The organism is bacterium (assembly GCA_030647005.1).
GTDB lineage: Bacteria > Patescibacteriota > Patescibacteriia > JACPHY01 > JACPHY01 > JAUSKG01.
On the sequence record JAUSKG010000021.1, the window covers coordinates 89,883 to 108,546 of the forward strand.

The 18,664-nt window shown below is 62.3% G+C and carries 9 protein-coding genes; all 9 read left to right on the forward strand.

Annotated features, from left to right (window positions below):
• The first annotated feature begins 4 nt into the window (after nt 1-4).
• The 9 genes from Q7S96_02730 to Q7S96_02770 all read left to right on the forward strand — a co-directional run bounded on the left by Q7S96_02730 (nt 5) and on the right by Q7S96_02770 (nt 18,660).
• The gene (locus Q7S96_02730) at nt 5-10,702 is read left to right on the forward strand and encodes an IPT/TIG domain-containing protein (GenBank protein ID MDO8463160.1); all 10,698 of its coding nucleotides are present in this window, start codon (nt 5-7) and stop codon (nt 10,700-10,702) included.
• A 288-nt stretch (nt 10,703-10,990) separates the two neighbouring features.
• Nucleotides 10,991-11,623, forward strand: a complete 633-nt coding sequence (locus Q7S96_02735) for a hypothetical protein (protein MDO8463161.1) — start codon at nt 10,991-10,993, stop codon at nt 11,621-11,623.
• A gap of 53 nt (nt 11,624-11,676) precedes the next feature.
• On the forward strand, nt 11,677-12,717 hold the full coding sequence (locus tag Q7S96_02740) for a hypothetical protein (protein ID MDO8463162.1): 1,041 nt from the start codon (nt 11,677-11,679) through the stop codon (nt 12,715-12,717).
• Nucleotides 12,692-13,123 (forward strand): rRNA maturation RNase YbeY, encoded by a 432-nt coding sequence (gene ybeY, locus Q7S96_02745; GenBank protein ID MDO8463163.1) that lies wholly within the window; start codon nt 12,692-12,694, stop codon nt 13,121-13,123. The genes Q7S96_02740 and ybeY overlap by 26 nt, the downstream gene beginning before the upstream one ends.
• 380 nt (nt 13,124-13,503) lie before the next feature.
• Nucleotides 13,504-13,860, forward strand: a complete 357-nt coding sequence (locus tag Q7S96_02750; GenBank protein MDO8463164.1) for a diacylglycerol kinase family protein — start codon at nt 13,504-13,506, stop codon at nt 13,858-13,860.
• A gap of 15 nt (nt 13,861-13,875) precedes the next feature.
• Entirely contained in the window at nt 13,876-15,120 is a 1,245-nt protein-coding gene (gene ftsA, locus Q7S96_02755; protein MDO8463165.1) for a cell division protein FtsA, read from the forward strand.
• Nucleotides 15,121-15,360: 240 nt separating this feature from the next.
• Nucleotides 15,361-16,551, forward strand: coding sequence for a cell division protein FtsZ (gene ftsZ / locus Q7S96_02760; GenBank protein MDO8463166.1), 1,191 nt, complete (start codon nt 15,361-15,363; stop codon nt 16,549-16,551).
• Nucleotides 16,552-16,842: 291 nt separating this feature from the next.
• Complete coding sequence (gene nrdR / locus Q7S96_02765; protein ID MDO8463167.1) at nt 16,843-17,376, forward strand: transcriptional regulator NrdR; 534 nt, start codon at nt 16,843-16,845, stop codon at nt 17,374-17,376.
• Nucleotides 17,377-17,418: 42 nt separating this feature from the next.
• On the forward strand, nt 17,419-18,660 hold the full coding sequence (locus tag Q7S96_02770; protein MDO8463168.1) for a trypsin-like peptidase domain-containing protein: 1,242 nt from the start codon (nt 17,419-17,421) through the stop codon (nt 18,658-18,660).
• Nucleotides 18,661-18,664 lie beyond the last annotated feature (4 nt).

The following is an 18,664-nucleotide window of genomic DNA, read 5'->3' on the forward strand; positions in this document are numbered from 1 at the left end:
CACCATGTTTCCGTACACCGCACCATCGCACCGATCTCGACGAACGCTCAAACGCGCGTTCGTGTGGTTCGTGGTGCCCGCAGCACTGCTCGCGGCGACCGCGCTGCCGGCACTCGCGGCGCAGGTGGATACCGGCCTTGATGTCGTTGGCGAGACCATCGGACTCTCGGCAACAGACCCACGCATCATCGTCGCGCGCGTCATCCGGACGTTCCTCGGTCTCCTCGGCATGCTCGGCGTGGGAATCGTGCTGTATGGCGGCGTCCTCTGGATGACCGCGAACGGCGACGAGACAAAAATCACCAAGGCAAAGCAGGTACTCATCAACGGCGGCATCGGTCTCGTGCTCGTGCTTACATCGTTCTCCATCGCGCAGTTCGTCCTCACAAAACTCGTTGAGGCAACGGGAGAGGGTGGTGGCGGGACAACATCGGTTGCGGAAGTATGCGGGAATGACATTGACGATGATGGGGATGGTCTCATTGATGAGGGGTGCGCGGTCATCCCGCCACCATCCGGCTGCGCAGATCCGGGAGGAACGGATCCGCACATCTGTAGCATTGCACCAACGGAAGGTCCGAGCGGGACGTACGTCACGCTCCGGGGGTATCGGTTTGGTGCGTACAATGCCGATACTTCCATGGTGCGTTTTGACGACACACCGGCGGCGATCGTCGCGTGCGCAGGCGCGCCGAACTGGAGCGAAACGCTCGTCGTCGTCGAGGTGCCAGAGCTCGATCCCGCATCCTACACGGTGACACTCGAGCGCGGGGACGGCGCGAGTACGGTGTTCGGCGGTGCCGGACTCGCGAGCGGCTACACTGTGACGGCAGGCGCACTCACCGCGCCGCAGATCGCCTGCGTGGTCCCGAACGAGGGTCCGGAAGGGCAGGAGGTGCGCATTGAGGGAAAGCGATTCAGGAATCCCACTCCCGTACTCGTGAACGGCGGCACGCCACCAGCCGTGCAGTGCGAGCCAGACGGGAGCAACAACTGCGGCATCGTGCGCTTCACCGGCGACCCGGATCGCGTGCCGGCGCAGACGACCGCGTGGAGCGATACCGAGATCACCGCGTCGGTTCCCGTCGGCGCGCTCGTGGGCGACGCGGATGTGACGGTTGACACAAGCGCGTCCAACCCCTATCCGTTCCGTGTGACGTGCACGGCCGATGCACAGTGCGGCGTTTCCAATTGCTGCATCGCGAAAGCGTGCTACGAGGCCTCGCGCTGCGGTGGAGGCGAAGGTGCGCCCTGCGGCACGATTGCTGCAGGAATCTGCACCGCGGACGATACGGATTGCGCGACCGGATTCCAGTGTCGCGCCGATACCTGCACGTGCACGAGCGTCGTTGCGGAGGAAGAACCCACCATCCTTGCCGTGAGCCCCGCGCATCGCGACGTGAGCGGTGCGGTGCCCGCGGATGCGTGCGATCCGACGGATGACCAGACCGCGTGCACGCCGAATGGTGCGGTCGGGAACTTCATCACGATTTTTGGAAACGGATTTGGCGAAACGCCCGGGACGGTGACGATCGCCGGTGAGACAGCAGCACTCCCCGCGGCCTGCGTTGCTACCGCCGCATGGACGGATACGGCGATTATCGTGGCGGTACCGAACACGCTTACGTCTGCAGCGGTGGGGCCGATCATCGTGGAAGCGGATAGTGGCAAGCGCGATGCCACCGATGACGCGCGCGGACCGGCCATCCCGGATTTCATCGTGAACACCGTTGCGCGCCCGGCACTCTGTTCCGCGACACCGGCGGCTCCGGGTGATCGAACGAGCGTGCTCACGGGGTATGAGTCCGGGCAGTTCATTGACGTCACCAACTTGGTATTCCACTTCGGTGATGCGGCGTTCCCATCAACCGATATCTTGGTTGCGGGATTAGGGAAAACCCTCAGACCGCTCGTTCCACTCTCGCTCGCCGCACCACAAGATGATCTCTCGCTCGTCGCGGTGACGAGCGACGGTGAGCGTTCGAACGTGGTTCCGTTCGACGTGCTCTCGCCCACAACCGGCGCGACGGTTCTCGACGTTGATCCGCCGAGCGGACCGCTCGGATCGTACGTGACGATGACGGGGTCGCGCTTCGGTGCGACCGGATCCGTGCGGGCGATCGCAAGGATTGGTTCCAATACGCGTACCTACACGCTGCGATCTCCGCCGCCAGAACAGTGCGCAGCGTCCGACATGTGGACCGACACGCAGATTACGATTCGGATACCCGAAAACCCGGCCGACTGGGTGCCGGAGAATGGCGCGCCAGCCCTCAACGCATCGCAGTTCCCGCGCGCATGGTCGCTGCAGGTTGTGCCTGATGGCGGCGTAGCGAGTCAGCCCCCGCATAAGCAGTTCACTGTGACGACAGAGGCACCGCTCCCGGGCATCTGCAGCATCGCTCCGACCATCGGTCCGGTAGGAACAATCGTCACGCTGCGCGGCGAGCGATTTGGTGCTGCGGAGGGCATCATGCACTTCTTCAGCAGCGTCGAGGCAACCGTGACGACATGGAGCGATACGACGATCAGCGGGACGGTGCCGACCGGTGCGGTGTCCGGTCCCGTTCGCGTGTGGGCGAGCGTGGATGATCCCGATGCCGTGGAGGACCCGGCGACGCCGGCGCGCGAGAATCGCGGTTCGAACGCCGTGGGCTTCACGGTCGGAAGCTGCGCCGCAGAAGCGGATCCCGATGCCGCGTGCGGTTCGCAGTTCTGCTGTCTCGCAACCGGCACGTGCGTCACATCGCCATCACAGTGCGAAGTCGTGCCGAATGTTGGTGCGTACCAGTGGACATTCAAAACCGGTGTCACACCTCCGCCACCAGTGGTTCCGCGCGTTGTGGAGTCGTGCGAGGCGCACAGTCCATCGCCGTGGGACATGCATCCGGACGGCGATGCGTGCACGAACGCACTCGTGAACATCCAGTTCAATATGGGCATGAGTATCACGGACGAGACCGCTGGAACCCATGTCATCTTTTCGCGCTGCAATAATGATGTGTGTACCCCAGAGGACACTGTGCAGTGGCGCGTTGATACGGATCGGAAGGTCATCACCGGATATCCCAACATTCCATGGACCCAAAACACCACATACGAGGTGCTCGTCTGCGGAACAACGCATACGGGCGCGGAGAGCTTGGGTGGCTGCTCACCAATACAGAGCGATAATGCCGTTCCTGTCGCGCTCGGCGCGAACGAGGATGGAACGGGCGGCGAGGACTACCGTTTCCGTTTCCACACCGGTGCCGGCGGATGTGTGATTGACGGAGTCGCCGTCAAGCCCAAGGAGCACACCGCGACGCAGCCGTGGCCGGTTGGTAAAGGTGCTGCGGATCTCGGGGTCGCCCCGCTCACCGTTGACCACCCGGGCCTCACGCACTACACTGCGTTCCCAACCTCGCGCGATGGTGCGTGCCAGGTGCTGGACCCGCGCGGCAATACTTGGGCGTGGAGCGTGACACAGCCGGATGATGAGGCGATATACGCCCAAGCGAGTGCCACCGGCGGTCGGTGGGCAACGAGTGCCGATCAGTGCGATCCAAATAGTTTTGCGGCTAACCGCTGCACCGGTGACCCGTACACCACGACCGCGCGCGCGTTCGTAGAGACACCGAGTGATCCCGTAGTGATTTCCGCCACCACAACGACAACGACCACGAGGCCCGCGACGGCGTGGTGTGGAGACGGTGCCGTGAGCGGTATCGAGGCGTGCGACGGTGATGCCATTCGTCCGTGCGTTGTTGGCTCGAACGACCAGGGCGTCTCCACGTTTGCCGGCAATGCGATCAACAGCGCGTACGGCGTGCGTGGTGCTGATGGGAGCGATCTTCTCGCAAACGGCATGGCCGAGCTGCGGGGCGATGGTTCGCTCGTGCTCTACCAGAACGGATCGTGGGAGTACCCGGTCGCATGGCCGGGGGGCGGTGGCCAGGCGCGCGTGTCCATTACGTACGCGAATGACCCGCCGATCGAGTCGGGGCAGGCGAGCGACATGTTCGCTGTGAGCGAAGTACCCATCCTCAATCAGACACAGATCGAATCCGGCAATAGCTTCGGTGATTTTTTCGTGACTGTAGATGATCAGAACAATCCGCGTGTTGACGTACATACGACATCTTTCGATACCTCGCAACCATTCGATACGTTTCGATACACCTGGAGCAACGATGGTACAACGTCCGGTGGCACAGACCTCAACCTGCGCATCATCTCGGTGCAGTTCACCGCATCGCAGCGGCGTTCGTGTGAAGATCCCGCGAGCGCGAACGCATGCACTTGGCAAGGCGCGTGGAGAGCGTGTGCGGCATCTACGCTCACATGCGATGCCGGAGATGTGGAGGTCGTCGATCTCGATGGTACCCGTCGTTGCACCATCCGCACGAACGCACCGCCCAGCGCGGTTGCGACCATCACCGGTTCCGCGAACCTCGCCGTGAATTTCGACGAGTTCCGTGTTGTGGAACATTTCCCCGCAGCGGGGTGTGCGGAGGCGTGCACGAACGCGACGCTCGCCGCGGTCATGAGTGCGGAGTTTGATACCGCGGGGACACTCTCGATGATTGGCGCGGCGGACATGAGTAGCCCCGCGACCGATGCGACATGGGACAACGACATCGGCCTCTTCAAATGCGCGAACTCCGCGTGCTTCAGCGGCGGACTCACGCCGGTTGTCGGTACCACCGCAGAGGCGTACAACGATACGTGCACAAACTGCATCCCTGGCGGCAAGCCGCAGATCCTCATCACGCCGCCTGTTCCGCTTGATCCGCGCTCGTTCTACCGCGTCGTCCTGCGCAATACACTGATCAACGTCTACGGTCGTCCGCTCTCCCTCCTCAACTACACCACGCCCAACAGCCCGACTACCGATGCGTACTCCTGGACGTTCCAGACCGGCGAGGGGACGTGCGGGATCACGCGCGTGGCCGTTGCGCCGGATCCGCTCGTGTTCCGCGCGGTGGGTGAGATCCGCACGATCAGCGCGAAGGGCTACAGCCGTCCGGATAGCTGCGGCGCGGATGGTCAGCCCATCAACAGTGCGGCGCAGGATTGGGGGTGGGGGATTGATAGTGCGGCGGTCGCAGGATTCGTCGCGCCTACCGCAGATGGATGGAGTACGTCACCCGGGGTTACCGGAACGCTCGCAACCGCGCAAACACCAGACAATCGCTGTACGCTCCAGTGCCTCCCCATGGGCTCGCGCCGCGTGTACGGGGTGTGCCGCAACGGGAGTGTGGAAACGGGCGAGGACTGCGACCGCGGCACGGAAACGGCGGCGGAATGGGCGAGTGCGGGTTGCGACTACAACCGCTGCGTGTGGCTCGGGAGCGCGAGCGCGAATGAGTGCGGGAACGGCGTGATCAACACAGGCGAGGAGTGCGATCGCATGAACGATGATGGGGAGCTTGATCCGAGCGGCCAGTTTGAGAAGTGCCACGCGACGCAGTGCCTCAACCTCGGCACGACCGCGCCCGAGTGCGGCGACGGCGGCGGCACGCCAGACCCGGGCGAGGATTGCGATAACGGCGGTATGTGCACCAACGGGACTGCGTGCACCACCACAGGCACCGCGTGCAGTGATGGCAGCTCCTGCATGCCGCGCGGCGGCGATGGCTGCTCCGCGCGCTGCCTCAACGAGGGGACATCCACCATCGTGGCGGTTCCGGTGCGGTGCGGCGATAGCACGGTTGGTCCTGGCGAGGATTGTGACCTTGGTACTGCAGCGCCGGCGGCGTGGGCGAGTGCGGGTTGTGACTACAATCGCTGCGTGGCACTCGGGAAAGCAAATACCTGCGGCGATGGCACGATTGCAGATGGAAAGCGCACGAACGGCACAACCATCACCTACGATTGCAATGACTCGGATAAACCCTGTGATACAAACCACGCGCCCTTTGGCGGTGAGCAGTGCGATGACGGGAACATCACCGCCGGCGATGGGTGTTCGTCCGTCTGTCTCCTGGAAGGCGCGTCGTTGCGCTACGCGCAGCCCTCCATCTGCGGCGATGGCATCACGGGAACAGGTGAATCCGCGGCCTGTGAGTCAGGCCTCACGATGACGATTGATCCGCTCCAGTTCCTTCGAGCCGTGGGGGAGCAAACGGTGAGTCCTGGAGGCACCCAGGAAACGATCGTGACCGCAACCGCGACAGTTGCGGGTACCGCAACCGTGCGCCTCCAGTGCGGTTTCTTTGAGGACAGTTCATGCCTGAGCGGCTCTGGCGTTGCGCAGAACGGATGCTGTGCATTGCGTCCGACGCGAACCGCATGGATTCCGACGACAACGACAAATCTCTGTCGCAACCAGCACATCGGTGCGACATTCAATCAGCAAATGGATCCGGGCTCCGTGGGGTTGATTCTCGATCGCGAAAACCCGCCGGTTCCGGTTGGCGCGGTGCTCGAGGTGTGTATACCCCCCGACCCCCTCGGCGCAGGCGTAACGGTAGATAGCGCGTGCGATGTGTCGAGTACCGATACCACACTCTGGAAGCCGGTGGGCGTTCCGCGGTTCACCACCGTATGCAGTATCGAAGGTGCAGAGGAGTGTCCCGAGAATGCGAAAGTGTCCGAGCTCGACTTCATCATGCCGGAAGGCCTCGCGGCAAACACCTACTACCGTGTGCGCATTCTCGGCAACGAGACGGTTGAGAGTGTGCTCCGCTCCGCTACGGGCGTTCGCTTCGGCGCGTCCGAGCGTCAACGGTTCCATGTTGGCGGGACGTTCTGTACGCCAACATCACTCACCATCACGCCTGCGTCCGTCCTCCTCCAGAGGGTGGGAGACACCGCGTCGCTCAACGTGCGCGCATACGACGTACGGAACACCGAGGTGTCCTCCACCACCGCGCTCCCGTGGGAGTATGCGTGGAGTGCGAAGGATGCAACCGTCGCAACGGTTGCGGTCGCTGGCAAATTGACCGGCGCAGCGTGCACGGGCGCCGAAACAGGCAACGATCGGTGTTCCTCACGCGCGTGCGTGGATCCCGATCTGACAGATGATGACACCGCGAAGCAGTGCCAAGCTCCGGAGTCCAACGCCACCGTGAGCATCCCGACCGCCGCACGAGAAGAACAGACGCTTGCGATCGTCAAGGCCACGGGAACCGGCATCGCGCTCGAGGCGAGCACGCCCGTCACAGTATTCCTCTGCGAGCAGCTATGGCCGGCAGTATCCGGTGGCGCGTGGGCGCCATGGCCGCCAACAAATGCGTCGGCGACAATCACCGATCATCACTTCTCCACCTCCTACTGTCGCGACGCAGGCACGCGCACGGTGTGTCGCGTCCCCGGCGCACCGGAATCCGCAAGCGCGGCATCATGCACGCGCGATGATTGCGACAACACAGACGAAAAATGTCTGCCGGCATTGCGCGATGACCTCCCTGCGCTTGATGAAGTCGCAGGATCAGGCACGGGGTCACTCCTCGAGCGATTCTTCCTCCCGCGCACGGTTATTTCCACACCGCTCGTATCAGCACAGTACTGCTCGGAGTCCGGTGCGCGCTGCGACAGCAACGCCAACTGCCCCACCGGTCAGTTCTGCCGCACGGGCGACGATGCCATTGGCTTGCGCATCTTTGCCAACTCCGATCATGTCCCTGCGCGGCAGTGGTACATTGATCAGGATTTCACCGATGTGACAACACCGGTGGCGATTGATGGCTACCGCGGCGTGCAGAGCGGGGACACCACCTACATCAACATCGCGAACATAGATAACACGAATAGCAATAATCTCTACACGAACATCGCCACCCTCTCCGTGAACGCGGGCGCGGTGGACGAAACGCGCACCATCGCACGGCAGCTCCTCGAGCACCTGCGTTTCAATACAGATTTGGATGACGAGGATATTGGAATATGTGTCCCGCATACGATATGCGAAAGTCCAAATCCGTTCAATGGCACCACCCGTCACTGTCGTGGCGGCATCGATCATGGCCAGATCTGTGCAACTGCTAATGATTGCGAAACAACCGTTTGTCATCAAGATTACCTGTGGCGAGGGACGTGTTCGAACGACGGCACGCGGGCGTGTATAGATGCGTCCGTGGACTGTCCTGTCGCACCAGTATTGCCCGTCACCGCGTGCTCGTCCGATCTCGACTGCCGCGTTGGGACGCTTGACGGCATTTGTGCCTCACCCAAAGACAAGCTCCGCCGCGACACGCAGCGCGTGGAAGACCTCACGGTGTTCGCAAAGAATCTCGCGACATACGAGACAGGCACCCTCCGCACGCCCGATCTCGCAACCGGAACATTCATTCCAGGAATTACCACAAGCAAGTGGCCGTCATGGCAGCAGGAGCTTGGTCGCGTACTCGGGACTGTGCTTCCGATTGACCCGCTCAATGTGTTTGGCGGGCCATGCGTCACCGATGCAACGAATGAACGCTACGAGCAAGCCACCTGCTGGAACGAACGCGGCAGCCAATACACGCGACCCGAGGGATCGTACCTCTACGAGTACCAGCGCGGCACCGGACTCTCCGCGACCATCCGCGCATGGTTCGAGTTCGTCGTGAGCCCAAAACGGTGGGTAAAGTGGGGTGTGACGGACGCAACTACTACTCCACCAACCGAGGGTCCGATTGAGAACCTCCACGCGACCATTGCGGAGAATGCTTTCTCCCCGACGCCCTACGGGGCAACCGGTCTCTGCGGCGATGGAGTGATCCAGGGTAGCGAGGCCTGTGAACCAAGCACGTCGCCACCAACATCGGAGGCCTGCACGACGGCCGCCGGCGCGTCAGGAAATATCGCTTCCACCTGCAAGTCCGATTGCACCTGGAACGTGACGGCGTGCACAACCGCATGCGGAAACAGCGTCGTTGATACTGGCACTACGGAGCAATGTGACGTCGGCGCGGCCGGCGGTCGCGTGCCCGCGACGGCGGGTACCATTCCGGGGATTACCGCAGGCACAGCATACGCATGCGGCGCGGCAAACGCCGGAGCGAACGCCTGCAAATGGACTGGCGGATACTGTGGCGACGACGTGGTGCAAGCCGGGTTCAGTGAGGACTGCGATGGGGATGTCGGCATCGCTACAACAAGACAGCAGTCATCGCCAAACCGCCACTACGCGTGTACGGCGAAAACCATCGTAGAGCAATGCGGCGGTAATGGAAGCATCTGTACCATAAATAGCGGCTGCTGTCCCGCAGGTACTACCTGCAACTCCCCCACTCCAGAGCAGTTATGTGTCCAGGCGGTGCCCGCGAGTTCTATCTCCACCGAAAAACGCTGCGGCGGCGATGGCATCGTATGCACCGCAGATACCGACTGCGCGGCACTCCCCTCAGCGCAGCGGTCATGCATCGAGACGGTGCCCTGCCAGTTCGCCCAGGGGTACTGCGGCGATGGTACCGTGCAGGAGTCCTCGACGAATGCTATCAGCGAGCAGTGCGAGAAGAACGCGCAGGAGTCGTGCATCGTTGGCGGGAGCGACGCGACCGGCGTGGTCACGATACTCGGGAGTAGGTTCGATGCAGGGGGAGGGGCGGATAGTGGGATAGACGGGCTTCATCATGTAACCGAAATTGTTCAGGATGCATACGATACTCGTTGGGATGGCGGGTCGCCCTCTACGATCAACGGCTATCCCAACGCTCGATTCGCCACGTCGGACACAGTGTGGTATATCCCAATGGACCTGCGCGCTGAGAGTGACGTTCGGGTTGTCCTCCAGACATCGAATAACGACGCAAGCGTCGCATCCGTCTCGATGCGACTACACCCCAATGCGGGGAAATTTAATCCCGATGGGAGCCGTGGCATCGGCGTATACCACCGCCTCTATCTCGCTGGTGGAGGAGGTGCTGTGAATGTACCGGATCCTGACTATAATTCTGCGACCTCATCAATGGGAGCCCTCACGACCGATTTCTTCGGCCCCTTCTGGGTGCACGCGACCGCTCCGAATAATCCGCAGTGGACGGAGATCCTCCTTGAGGATATGCCGGCGAATACGGAGTATCTCATTCTCGTGTGGAATAACGATTTCGAAGAGTGCGGAGCGAGTGCTTCAGGAACTTGTACGCAGCCGCAAAGTTCCAACTTTACCCTCCACCGCGTCGAGCTTCAATCCATGCGCACGCGCCCCTGCGGTGCACCCGGGACATCCAATGCATGTCTCTTTGACACCGCGACTGCGTGCACAGCGCAGGTGCTGTGCGGAAACGGCATCGTGGATAATGCGGTTGGTGAGCAGTGCGATGACGGCGGCGCGGGGCGCTGCATGAACGATCTGTCGCAGAGCTGCGCTGCCGATGCGGACTGCGGCCCCGCCGATGACCTGAGCGCGAAGTGCGGCTACGATCTCGACACGTGTACATCGCAGTGTCGCTTGAGCGTCTGCGGTGACGGTGCGCTCCTCACCGGTTCCGTCTGTGTCGGTGGTGCGCGCAGCGGACAGGCCTGCACATCCAACGTCCAGTGCGGGGCGGACAGCACCTGTCGCAGTGAAGCGTGCGATGAAGGCGGTGCGAACTTCTCCGATGCGTTGCTCCAGAGTGCCGCGTGTCTCCGCTACGACGGCCGATGCAACTACTGCACCACGCAGTGCACCGTGGCAACGAAACAGGGCGGATTCTGCGGCGATGGCGTGGTGAACGGGCCGGAGCAGTGCGACGGCAGCGCAGGTGTCACCGGCACGCAGACGTGCACAAGTACATGCACCATCGCGCCGTAGTGCCGTGATGTGCTATACTCCAAATGTCTGTGCGTGCGAAGGTTTTTTTCCTCCCATCCTCCCGTCATTGCGAGGAGTCCCCGTAGTTCTGTCATTGCGAGCCCCGACGCTTTGGTTGGGGCGAAGCAATCCCGGTCATCAAAGCATAGGGTGAAGGCCTGGTACACTGGATGACCCGGATTGCCACGTCACTCGAGGACTCGTTCCTCGCAATGACAGACAGCACTTACTACGCATCCACGTTCATCATCCTTCATTCATATGCCCGATCCCCAACAGACCCCCGGTATGCCTCCGTCAAATCTCCCGAGCGCGGGAGCGCCTCCGGTATCGCCACCGTCCGCGCCGCCGCTTGCACCTCAGATCGGCGGCGCAGGTACGGAAGATATGTTCTCGGATGTGCCAGAGCCAGTGACGGCACCGACTATGGAATCCTCCCAGGCGCAAGCGATTCCGCCCATGGGCGCACGCGCGGGGAGCGGCGGTCTTGGTAAGAGGATCGCCCTCATCATTGGCGGCGTCGTGCTCATCGTCATCATCGCGGTCGTCGTGTGGCTCGTGTTCTTCTATCATGCGGTGAGTGGTGAGGGACCTCCGGAATCGGTGCTCGATTCGGTAGAGGTGATCCCTGCACCCGAGGCACCGGAGGATCCCGCCCCCGTTTCGCCGGCACCTCCGCTGCCGGTGGATACCGATGGCGATGGTCTCTCCGACGCAGATGAGGAACTCTCCGGCACCGATCCCATGCGTACGGATTCCGATACCGATGGGTTGAGCGATTACGATGAGGTCGTCACCTACGACACCGATCCCCTCAACGCAGATACCGACGGCGATTCCTACCGCGATGGCGACGAGCTGCGCAACGGGTACAACCCGAACGGCCCCGGCCTCCTCTTTGAGGTGCCGCTAGCTCCGTAGGTGGAGGTATCTCATCCTCCCTCCGAAGCTGGCGCGTGAGCGCCAAAGATCCTATGGACACGCAACGTGACGGACAGGAGCCGCTCCCGCCGAACGAGTCAAAACAAACGCCTCGGTACATCGTCATGCCCGAGCAGTTCCTCGCACTCACGCGTTCGCGGGACGGTGTCACGGTCGAACAGCCACGGCCAGCGCCCTACGTACCGCCGCAGGTCCCGCAGGCGCAACCGGCACCGGCGAGTCGCATCCCTTCCGCACGCATAGAGCGTCCGGCACCCGATGCGGCGCGACGGCGTTTCGCGTTCATCTGGGGTGGCGTGTTCGCGATCGTGCTCATCGGTGGTGGTATCGCCGCGTGGCTCGTCGTGCGGTCACTCCCACCAACCGAACCACCGCCACTCGCGCCGGTCGAACCACCACCCACAGCGGAAATCCCGGAGCCGCCTGCGCCACCCGCTCCGCAGAACGACGTGCAGCCCGAGGAGCCCGTCATCCCTGCGCCTCCTGCACCGATCACCGCACCGGATACGGATGGCGATGACCTCTCGGATATCGAAGAAGAACTGTTCGGTCTCCGTGCGGATGAGCAGGATAGCGATGGCGACGGATACGTGGACGCGCTCGAGCTCATCAACCTCTACAATCCCGCCGCGCGTACGCCGGCCGCGCTCCTCGATGCCGGGCTCGTCTACCGCTACACGCATGAGGACGAGGGGTGGTCCATCTTCATCCCGCGTCCGTGGATCGTCGTTGCGGCCGAGCTCGCGCAGCGTTCGGTGACGATTGCCACTGAGCTCCCCACGGAGCGCGTCGTTGCAACGGTGCACGAGAATGACGAGCGCATGGCGCTCGGCACCTTCATCAGCCAGCGTCCGGACGGCAAGACGCTCGCGCCCATCGAGCGCGTCGCGGTGAAGAGTGGGCTCGTCGGACTCCGCTACGCCGATGAGAAGACGCGCGTATGGTTCCCCCTTGGACCTTCTCGTGTTCTGGAGATTGTATACGAATCCGACGAGGTACTCCTGCCGTTTTCCGGCACGTTCGAGATGATGCTGCAATCATTCACCCATGCGACTGCGCCATCACGTCGTTGATGTGGATATCGTCCGCTACGCGCGCGCACCACTCTCCGATGCGCAGGTTGTTCGCGCGGTGCGTGCTGCGCAGCGCGCAGGCGGTCGGCGGGGGAGCGTGGACGTCTCATTCGTCGGGACGCAGCGGATGCGGAAAACGAATCGCATCACGCATGGGGAAGATACCGCGACCGATGTTCTCGCATTCCCCGATGGAGGTGATGCCGTATCGCTCGGCGAGCTTGTCATCTGTCCGCAGATTGCCAAGCGCAGCGCGCAGCGCGCGGGGGAGCCCTGGCCACGGGAGATCATCCGCCTCCTTGTCCACGGGACGCTCCACCTCTGCGGCTACGACCACGCCGAGCCAACCGATGCCGCACGGATGTTCCAGCTCCAAGAGCGGCTCGTGCGCAGCGTTGCTCCCTGAGACGCTCCCCGTCATTTCGACCGACCGAGTCCTCGAGGGAGTGGAGAAATCTCGTCCAATAGTACAGCGGGCCACGATACCCAGGACGAGATTTCTCCGCTCGCGGACTCGGTCGAAATGACGGAAGGACCGCATCCTCTCCATGTCACTCCCTCCTCGTTGTCCAAGACCTCCCCCCGTCATTTCGACCGACCGAGTCCAAGACCTCCCTCCGTCATTTCGACCGACCGAGTCCAAGACCTCCCCCCGTCATTTCGACCGACCGAGTCCTCGAGGGAGTGGAGAAATCTCGTCCAACAGTACAGCGGGCCACGATACCCAGGACGAGATTTCTCCGCTCGCGGACTCGGTCGAAATGACGGAAGGATCGCATCCTCTCCATGTCACTCCCTCCTCGTTTTCTCCAGAGCTCCGGTCACGCACTCCGCGGCATCGCGGTGGCGGTTCGCCATGAGCGTCATGTGCGCATCGAGCTCGTCGCGTTCACCGTGGTACTCTTCCTCGGTTTCCTCGTACGTCTCCAGCCCTGGGAGTGGATAGCAATCCTCCTTGTGAGCAGTTTCGTGCTCGTGGTAGAGTTAGTGAACAGTGCCGTGGAGTACCTCCTCGATCTCCTGAAGCCCCGTCTCCATGACTACGCGCGCGATGTGAAGGATGTTCTCGCCGGCGCGGTATTTCTTGCAGCGTTCGTCGCGGTGGTCGTCGGTTGTATTATCTTCCTCCCGTACCTCTCCTGAATCTGAAACAACGGTATGCGCGATCTCATTTGCGGCATTGACGTTGGGTCCCGCACCATTCGCATGGTTGCGGGGGAGTCCCTGGAGGACGGACGCGGTGTGCGTCTCATTGGTGCGGTGGAGCTACCCTCCGCAGGCATCCGACGGGGCACCGTCACCAGCATGGAGGACGCGATCGCGAGCATTGCCGCAGCCACGGAACAACTTGAGCGGATGAGCGGCGCGCCGATCCGTAGCGTGTTCGTTGGCGTGTCCGGGCCGTACGTCGCGGTGCGTTCCTCGCGCGGTGTCGTCGCGGTCGCACGAACGGACGGGGAGGTCCAGGAGGGCGATATCGAGCGCGCGCTCGAGGCGGCACGGGCCGGTGCCACGCCGCCAAACTTCGAGGTACTCCACATCATCCCACGCGTCTACGCGCTTGATCACCAGGAGGGCATCCGTGACCCCATAGGCATGACGGGAGCGCGATTGGAGGTGGAGGCATCTATCATCCAGGCCGTCTCGACGCACATTCGGAATCTCACGACCTCCATCTTTAAGGCCGGACTCGTGATTGACGACCTCGTGCTCGGCTCGCTCGCCACCGCAGAGGCCGTCACCACACCCCGCCAGCGCGATCTCGGTGTTGCAGTGGCGAACATTGGCGCCACGACCACGTCCGTCGTCGTGGAGGAAGAGGGTGATGTCATCCACATTGCGACGATTCCCATTGGTGCGGAGCACGTCACATCCGATATCGCTATTGGACTTCGGATCGCACTGGATCAGGCCGAGCGTCTGAAGCTCGCGGTGGGCACCGCCATGGCGAGCGGGATTAAGAAGCAGGAGGAGATTGACCTGGAGGAGGTCGCTGGAGGAGAGCCCGAGCGTGTTTCGCGGCGGTACGTCGCGGAGATCATCGAGGCCCGCATGGAGGAAGTGTTCGAGAAGATTGATCGCGAGCTCACGGTAGCGGGATGCAGTGGTTCGCTCCCCGCGGGGATTATCCTCGTGGGAGCCGGCGCGAAGCTCCCGGGAATCGTGGAGGTTGCCAGGCGAAAGCTTCGGCTCTCGGTCGCGGTGGGGAGACCGTGTGCTGTGGATAGCGTGATCGAGCGCGTGTTCGATCCCGGCTTTGCCACGGCGACCGGACTCGTCATCTGGGGGGCAGCAGGTGGCGATCGTGGTGGACGGAAGAATTCGGTGGTTCAAGCAATGTTCCGTCCGCTGAACACAATAGTTGATCGCACGAAGCACGCGGTTCGCGGCATCTTCTCTTGACGCTGCGCATTGCCGGTTGCGGGTTTTTGTCGTAGTATGGAAGTACTACGACGTTTTGCATGATGGGACCCCTGCAAGACATCCCATTTCGCGTCAGCACCACGCTGTTCGGCTGCAATGCGTTTCTCGAATCTCAAAGTAGCTCTGCTACTCCCTCGATTCTGCGAAACGCATTTCGCTCGAACATCGTGGCACTGCCGCAAACGTGATGCCTTGCAGTGGTCCCTCACAAACTGATCTATGGGAGAAGTGAAGCCAAAGATTGATGCCGCGGCGAAGATCACGGTCATCGGTGTTGGTGGCGGTGGCGGTTCGGCGGTGAACCGCATCATTCGCTCGAAGCTCAAGGATGTGAACTTCGTTGCAGCGAACACGGACCTCCAGGCGTTGCACCAGAACCTCGCACAGAAGAAGATTCATCTGGGGAAGAGTATCACACGCGGCCTCGGCGCAGGCATGGACCCAGAGGTTGGGCGCAAGGCAGCTGAGGAGAGTCAGAACGAAATCCGTGACGTACTCTCCGGATCGGACATGGTGTTTGTGACGTGCGGACTCGGTGGCGGGACGGGATCAGGCGGCGGCCCGCTCATTGCGCAGATCGCGCGCGATCTCGGATGCCTCACCATTGGTGTCGTCACCAAGCCGTTCGCTTGGGAGGGTGCCCACCGCACGCAGATCGCAGAGGCGGCGTACCAGCAGATGCGCGAGCACGTGGATGCGCTGGTGACGATTCCGAACGACCGCATCCTCTCTATTATTGACAAGAAGACCTCACTCCTCGAGGCGTTTGAGATTTGCGACGAGGTACTCAAGAAGGGCGTGCGTGGCATCGCTGAGCTCATCACGGTTCCCGGAGAGCCCAATGTGGATTTCGCGGACGTGAAGACCGTCATGCGTCAGTCCGGCTCCGCGCTCATGGGCATTGGCGAGGCGAGCGGTGAGAACCGCGCCGTGGACGCAGCGAAGGCGGCGGTTTCCAGCCCGCTTCTCGAATCGAGCATTGACGGTGCGCGCGGTATCCTCTACGGGATTGCGTGTGGACCATCGCTCACGATGCACGAGGTCCAGCAGATTTCGGAGGTGGTCACCGCGTCTGCCGACCCGAGCGCGAAGATCATTTTCGGTGTCTCCATTGATGAGACGCTCAAGAAGGATGCCGTGCGTGTGACGGTGGTTGCGACGGGGTTTGACACCACCTACCAGCCAACCGCGAGCGCGGTGGGCGAGGGTGCGAATGCAGAGCGCGCAGCGTTCCGACCGCCCAAGTATTTTGGAAGGGTCTCGGAGTCCACAGACCGGAAGCGCATCCACGAGCGCGAGGTGCGTGAAGCGGAGATCGCTGCGGAGAAGGAGCCCATCCACGCCAGTGGCGTGAGCGATCAGGACGAGGAATTAGCAATCCCCACGTTCATCCGTCGGAAGCTCGGGTGAGCGATAGCGAGCGAGTACACAACGAGCCCTTTCGGGCTCGTTGTCGTTGGCGTACAATGCGAAGAGGGGGGTGGGGTTCGATCATGGACTTCATGCATTCCTGTCATTGCGAGAAACGAGTCCGCGAGTGACGTGGCAATCCCGGCCATATCGGCACAAGGTGCGAGCACGGTACTCTAGATGACCGGGATTGCCACGCCTCGCGGACGTGGCTCGCAATGACATTTTTAGAGAAATCGCTTCCGACCCTACTCCCGTTTTTGTAATTTGCGGCTGTCGGCTTCCTCTCCTATGTACTGTCCAAAATGCCGCAGCAAAGAAACTCGCGTCCTCGATTCGCGCGTTTCGCCCGATGGCGTCGCGATTCGTCGGCGGCGTGAGTGTGTTCGGAAGCCGTGCAGCTTCCGATTCTCCACGCTGGAGGAAATTGCTATCCTCGACCTTGGGATCCTCAAGCGAGACGGTCGTCGGGAGTCGTACAGTCGGGAGAAGCTCCTCGGCGGACTGCGCAAGGCGTTCGAGCGCCGTCCGATCACCGCAGAGGAGCTCCGCAAGCTCGTCGCGGCAATCGAGCGCGATCTCCAGTTGCTCCGGAAGGCGGAGGTGCGCTCGACGGTCATCGGTGACTTGATCCTCAAGCATCTCCGAAAGGTGGATGAGGTTGCCTACGTGCGGTTCGCCTCCGTGTACGAATCGTTCGACGGTCTCGCAAGTTTCCGGAAGGTCTTGGAGACGCTCACGAACACGCGCAAGAAGAAGCGAGGACGCACGCGCAGTGTTCCTTCTGCCACTGCGAAGCGTTCTGGTCATACCAGCACGAAATGAACGCCGGGTACGCGAGACGCATGCTATACTGGTACCAGTGCTATGCATACGCAACGTGATCAACACCTCCTCATCATTGCGGGGGTCATCGGCCTCATCGTTGGTGGTCTCTCTGGTGTTGTCGGCGGTATGCTCGTTGCCACCGGCAAGCTCGGACCGCTCACGTCGTACTTCCCCTCCGCCTTCACCGAGGAGCGCGGGGACCGCGACGTCGCAGCGGTACGTCTGTCGGAAGAGTCCTCCACGATCAGCGTCGTCCGCGCCGCGTCGCCGGCGGTGGTTTCGATTGTCGTCCGGAAGGATGTCTCCCGGACACCGCGTGGAAACTTCTTTGACTTCGGCGACCTCTTCAAGCTCGGCATCCCTCTCACGCCACCTGCGCGCGACGGTGCGGATGCGGGGCCTTCACTGCGAAAAGTGGGCGGTGGCTCCGGTTTCGTCGTCACCTCCGATGGGTACATTGTCACCAATCGGCACGTCGTGCTCGACGATGACGCGGAGTACGCCGTAGTACTCGCCGACGATCGCGAGCTCACGGCGACCGTGCTCGATCGGGACCCCATCCACGACATCGCCATCCTCAAGGTCTCCGCGGATGAGCCGCTGCCGGTGCTTCCGCTCGGCAACTCCGATGAGATTGAGATCGGCGAGACCGTCATCGCGATTGGCTACGCGCTTTCGGAGTACCGCAATACCGTCACGAAGGGTGTCATCTCCGGGGTCAATCGTCGCGTCATCGCCGGCAATGGACTCGGCGACAGCGAGGAGATCCACGAGGCGATTCAGACCGATGCCGCGATTAATCCGGGAAACTCCGGCGGTCCGCTCCTCAACCTCCGTGGTGAGGTCATTGGCATGAACACTGCGGTGAGTCAGGAGGGGCAGCTCGTGGGCTTCGCGATCCCCGTGAACCTCGTCACGCAGGCCGTCGAGAGCGTCGTGCGCGAGGGGCGGATCGTCCGGCCGTGGCTCGGTGTGCGCTACGTCATGGTGGATGTGGCACTCGCCACGGACGAATCATTGCCCGTCGCCTACGGCGCACTCATCGTCCGTGGGCCGACTCCCGCCGATGTCGCCGTCGTGCCGGAAAGTCCCGCAGATCGCGCCGGTCTGCATGTCAACGACCTCATCATTGCCGTGGATGGCCGCCGCGTGGACGAGGTGCACCCGCTCGTTTCGCACATCGCGCGCGCGAGTGCAGGTGCGACGGTCCAGATTACCTTCATACGTGATGGAAGCGAGCGCACGATTCCGGTCACGCTCGGTGAGTTTCCGGAAAAATAGGAGA

What these genes read in the sequence shown, in the direction of transcription:
- Q7S96_02730 (MDO8463160.1), top strand. Translation starts at nt 5, where the DNA reads ATGTTTCCGTACACCGCACCATCGCACCGATCTCGACGAACGCTCAAA.
- Q7S96_02735 (MDO8463161.1), top strand. Translation starts at nt 10,991, where the DNA reads ATGCCTCCGTCAAATCTCCCGAGCGCGGGAGCGCCTCCGGTATCGCCA.
- Q7S96_02740 (MDO8463162.1), top strand. Translation starts at nt 11,677, where the DNA reads ATGGACACGCAACGTGACGGACAGGAGCCGCTCCCGCCGAACGAGTCA.
- ybeY (MDO8463163.1), top strand. Translation starts at nt 12,692, where the DNA reads ATGCGACTGCGCCATCACGTCGTTGATGTGGATATCGTCCGCTACGCG.
- Q7S96_02750 (MDO8463164.1), top strand. Translation starts at nt 13,504, where the DNA reads ATGTCACTCCCTCCTCGTTTTCTCCAGAGCTCCGGTCACGCACTCCGC.
- ftsA (MDO8463165.1), top strand. Translation starts at nt 13,876, where the DNA reads ATGCGCGATCTCATTTGCGGCATTGACGTTGGGTCCCGCACCATTCGC.
- ftsZ (MDO8463166.1), top strand. Translation starts at nt 15,361, where the DNA reads ATGGGAGAAGTGAAGCCAAAGATTGATGCCGCGGCGAAGATCACGGTC.
- nrdR (MDO8463167.1), top strand. Translation starts at nt 16,843, where the DNA reads ATGTACTGTCCAAAATGCCGCAGCAAAGAAACTCGCGTCCTCGATTCG.
- Q7S96_02770 (MDO8463168.1), top strand. Translation starts at nt 17,419, where the DNA reads ATGCATACGCAACGTGATCAACACCTCCTCATCATTGCGGGGGTCATC.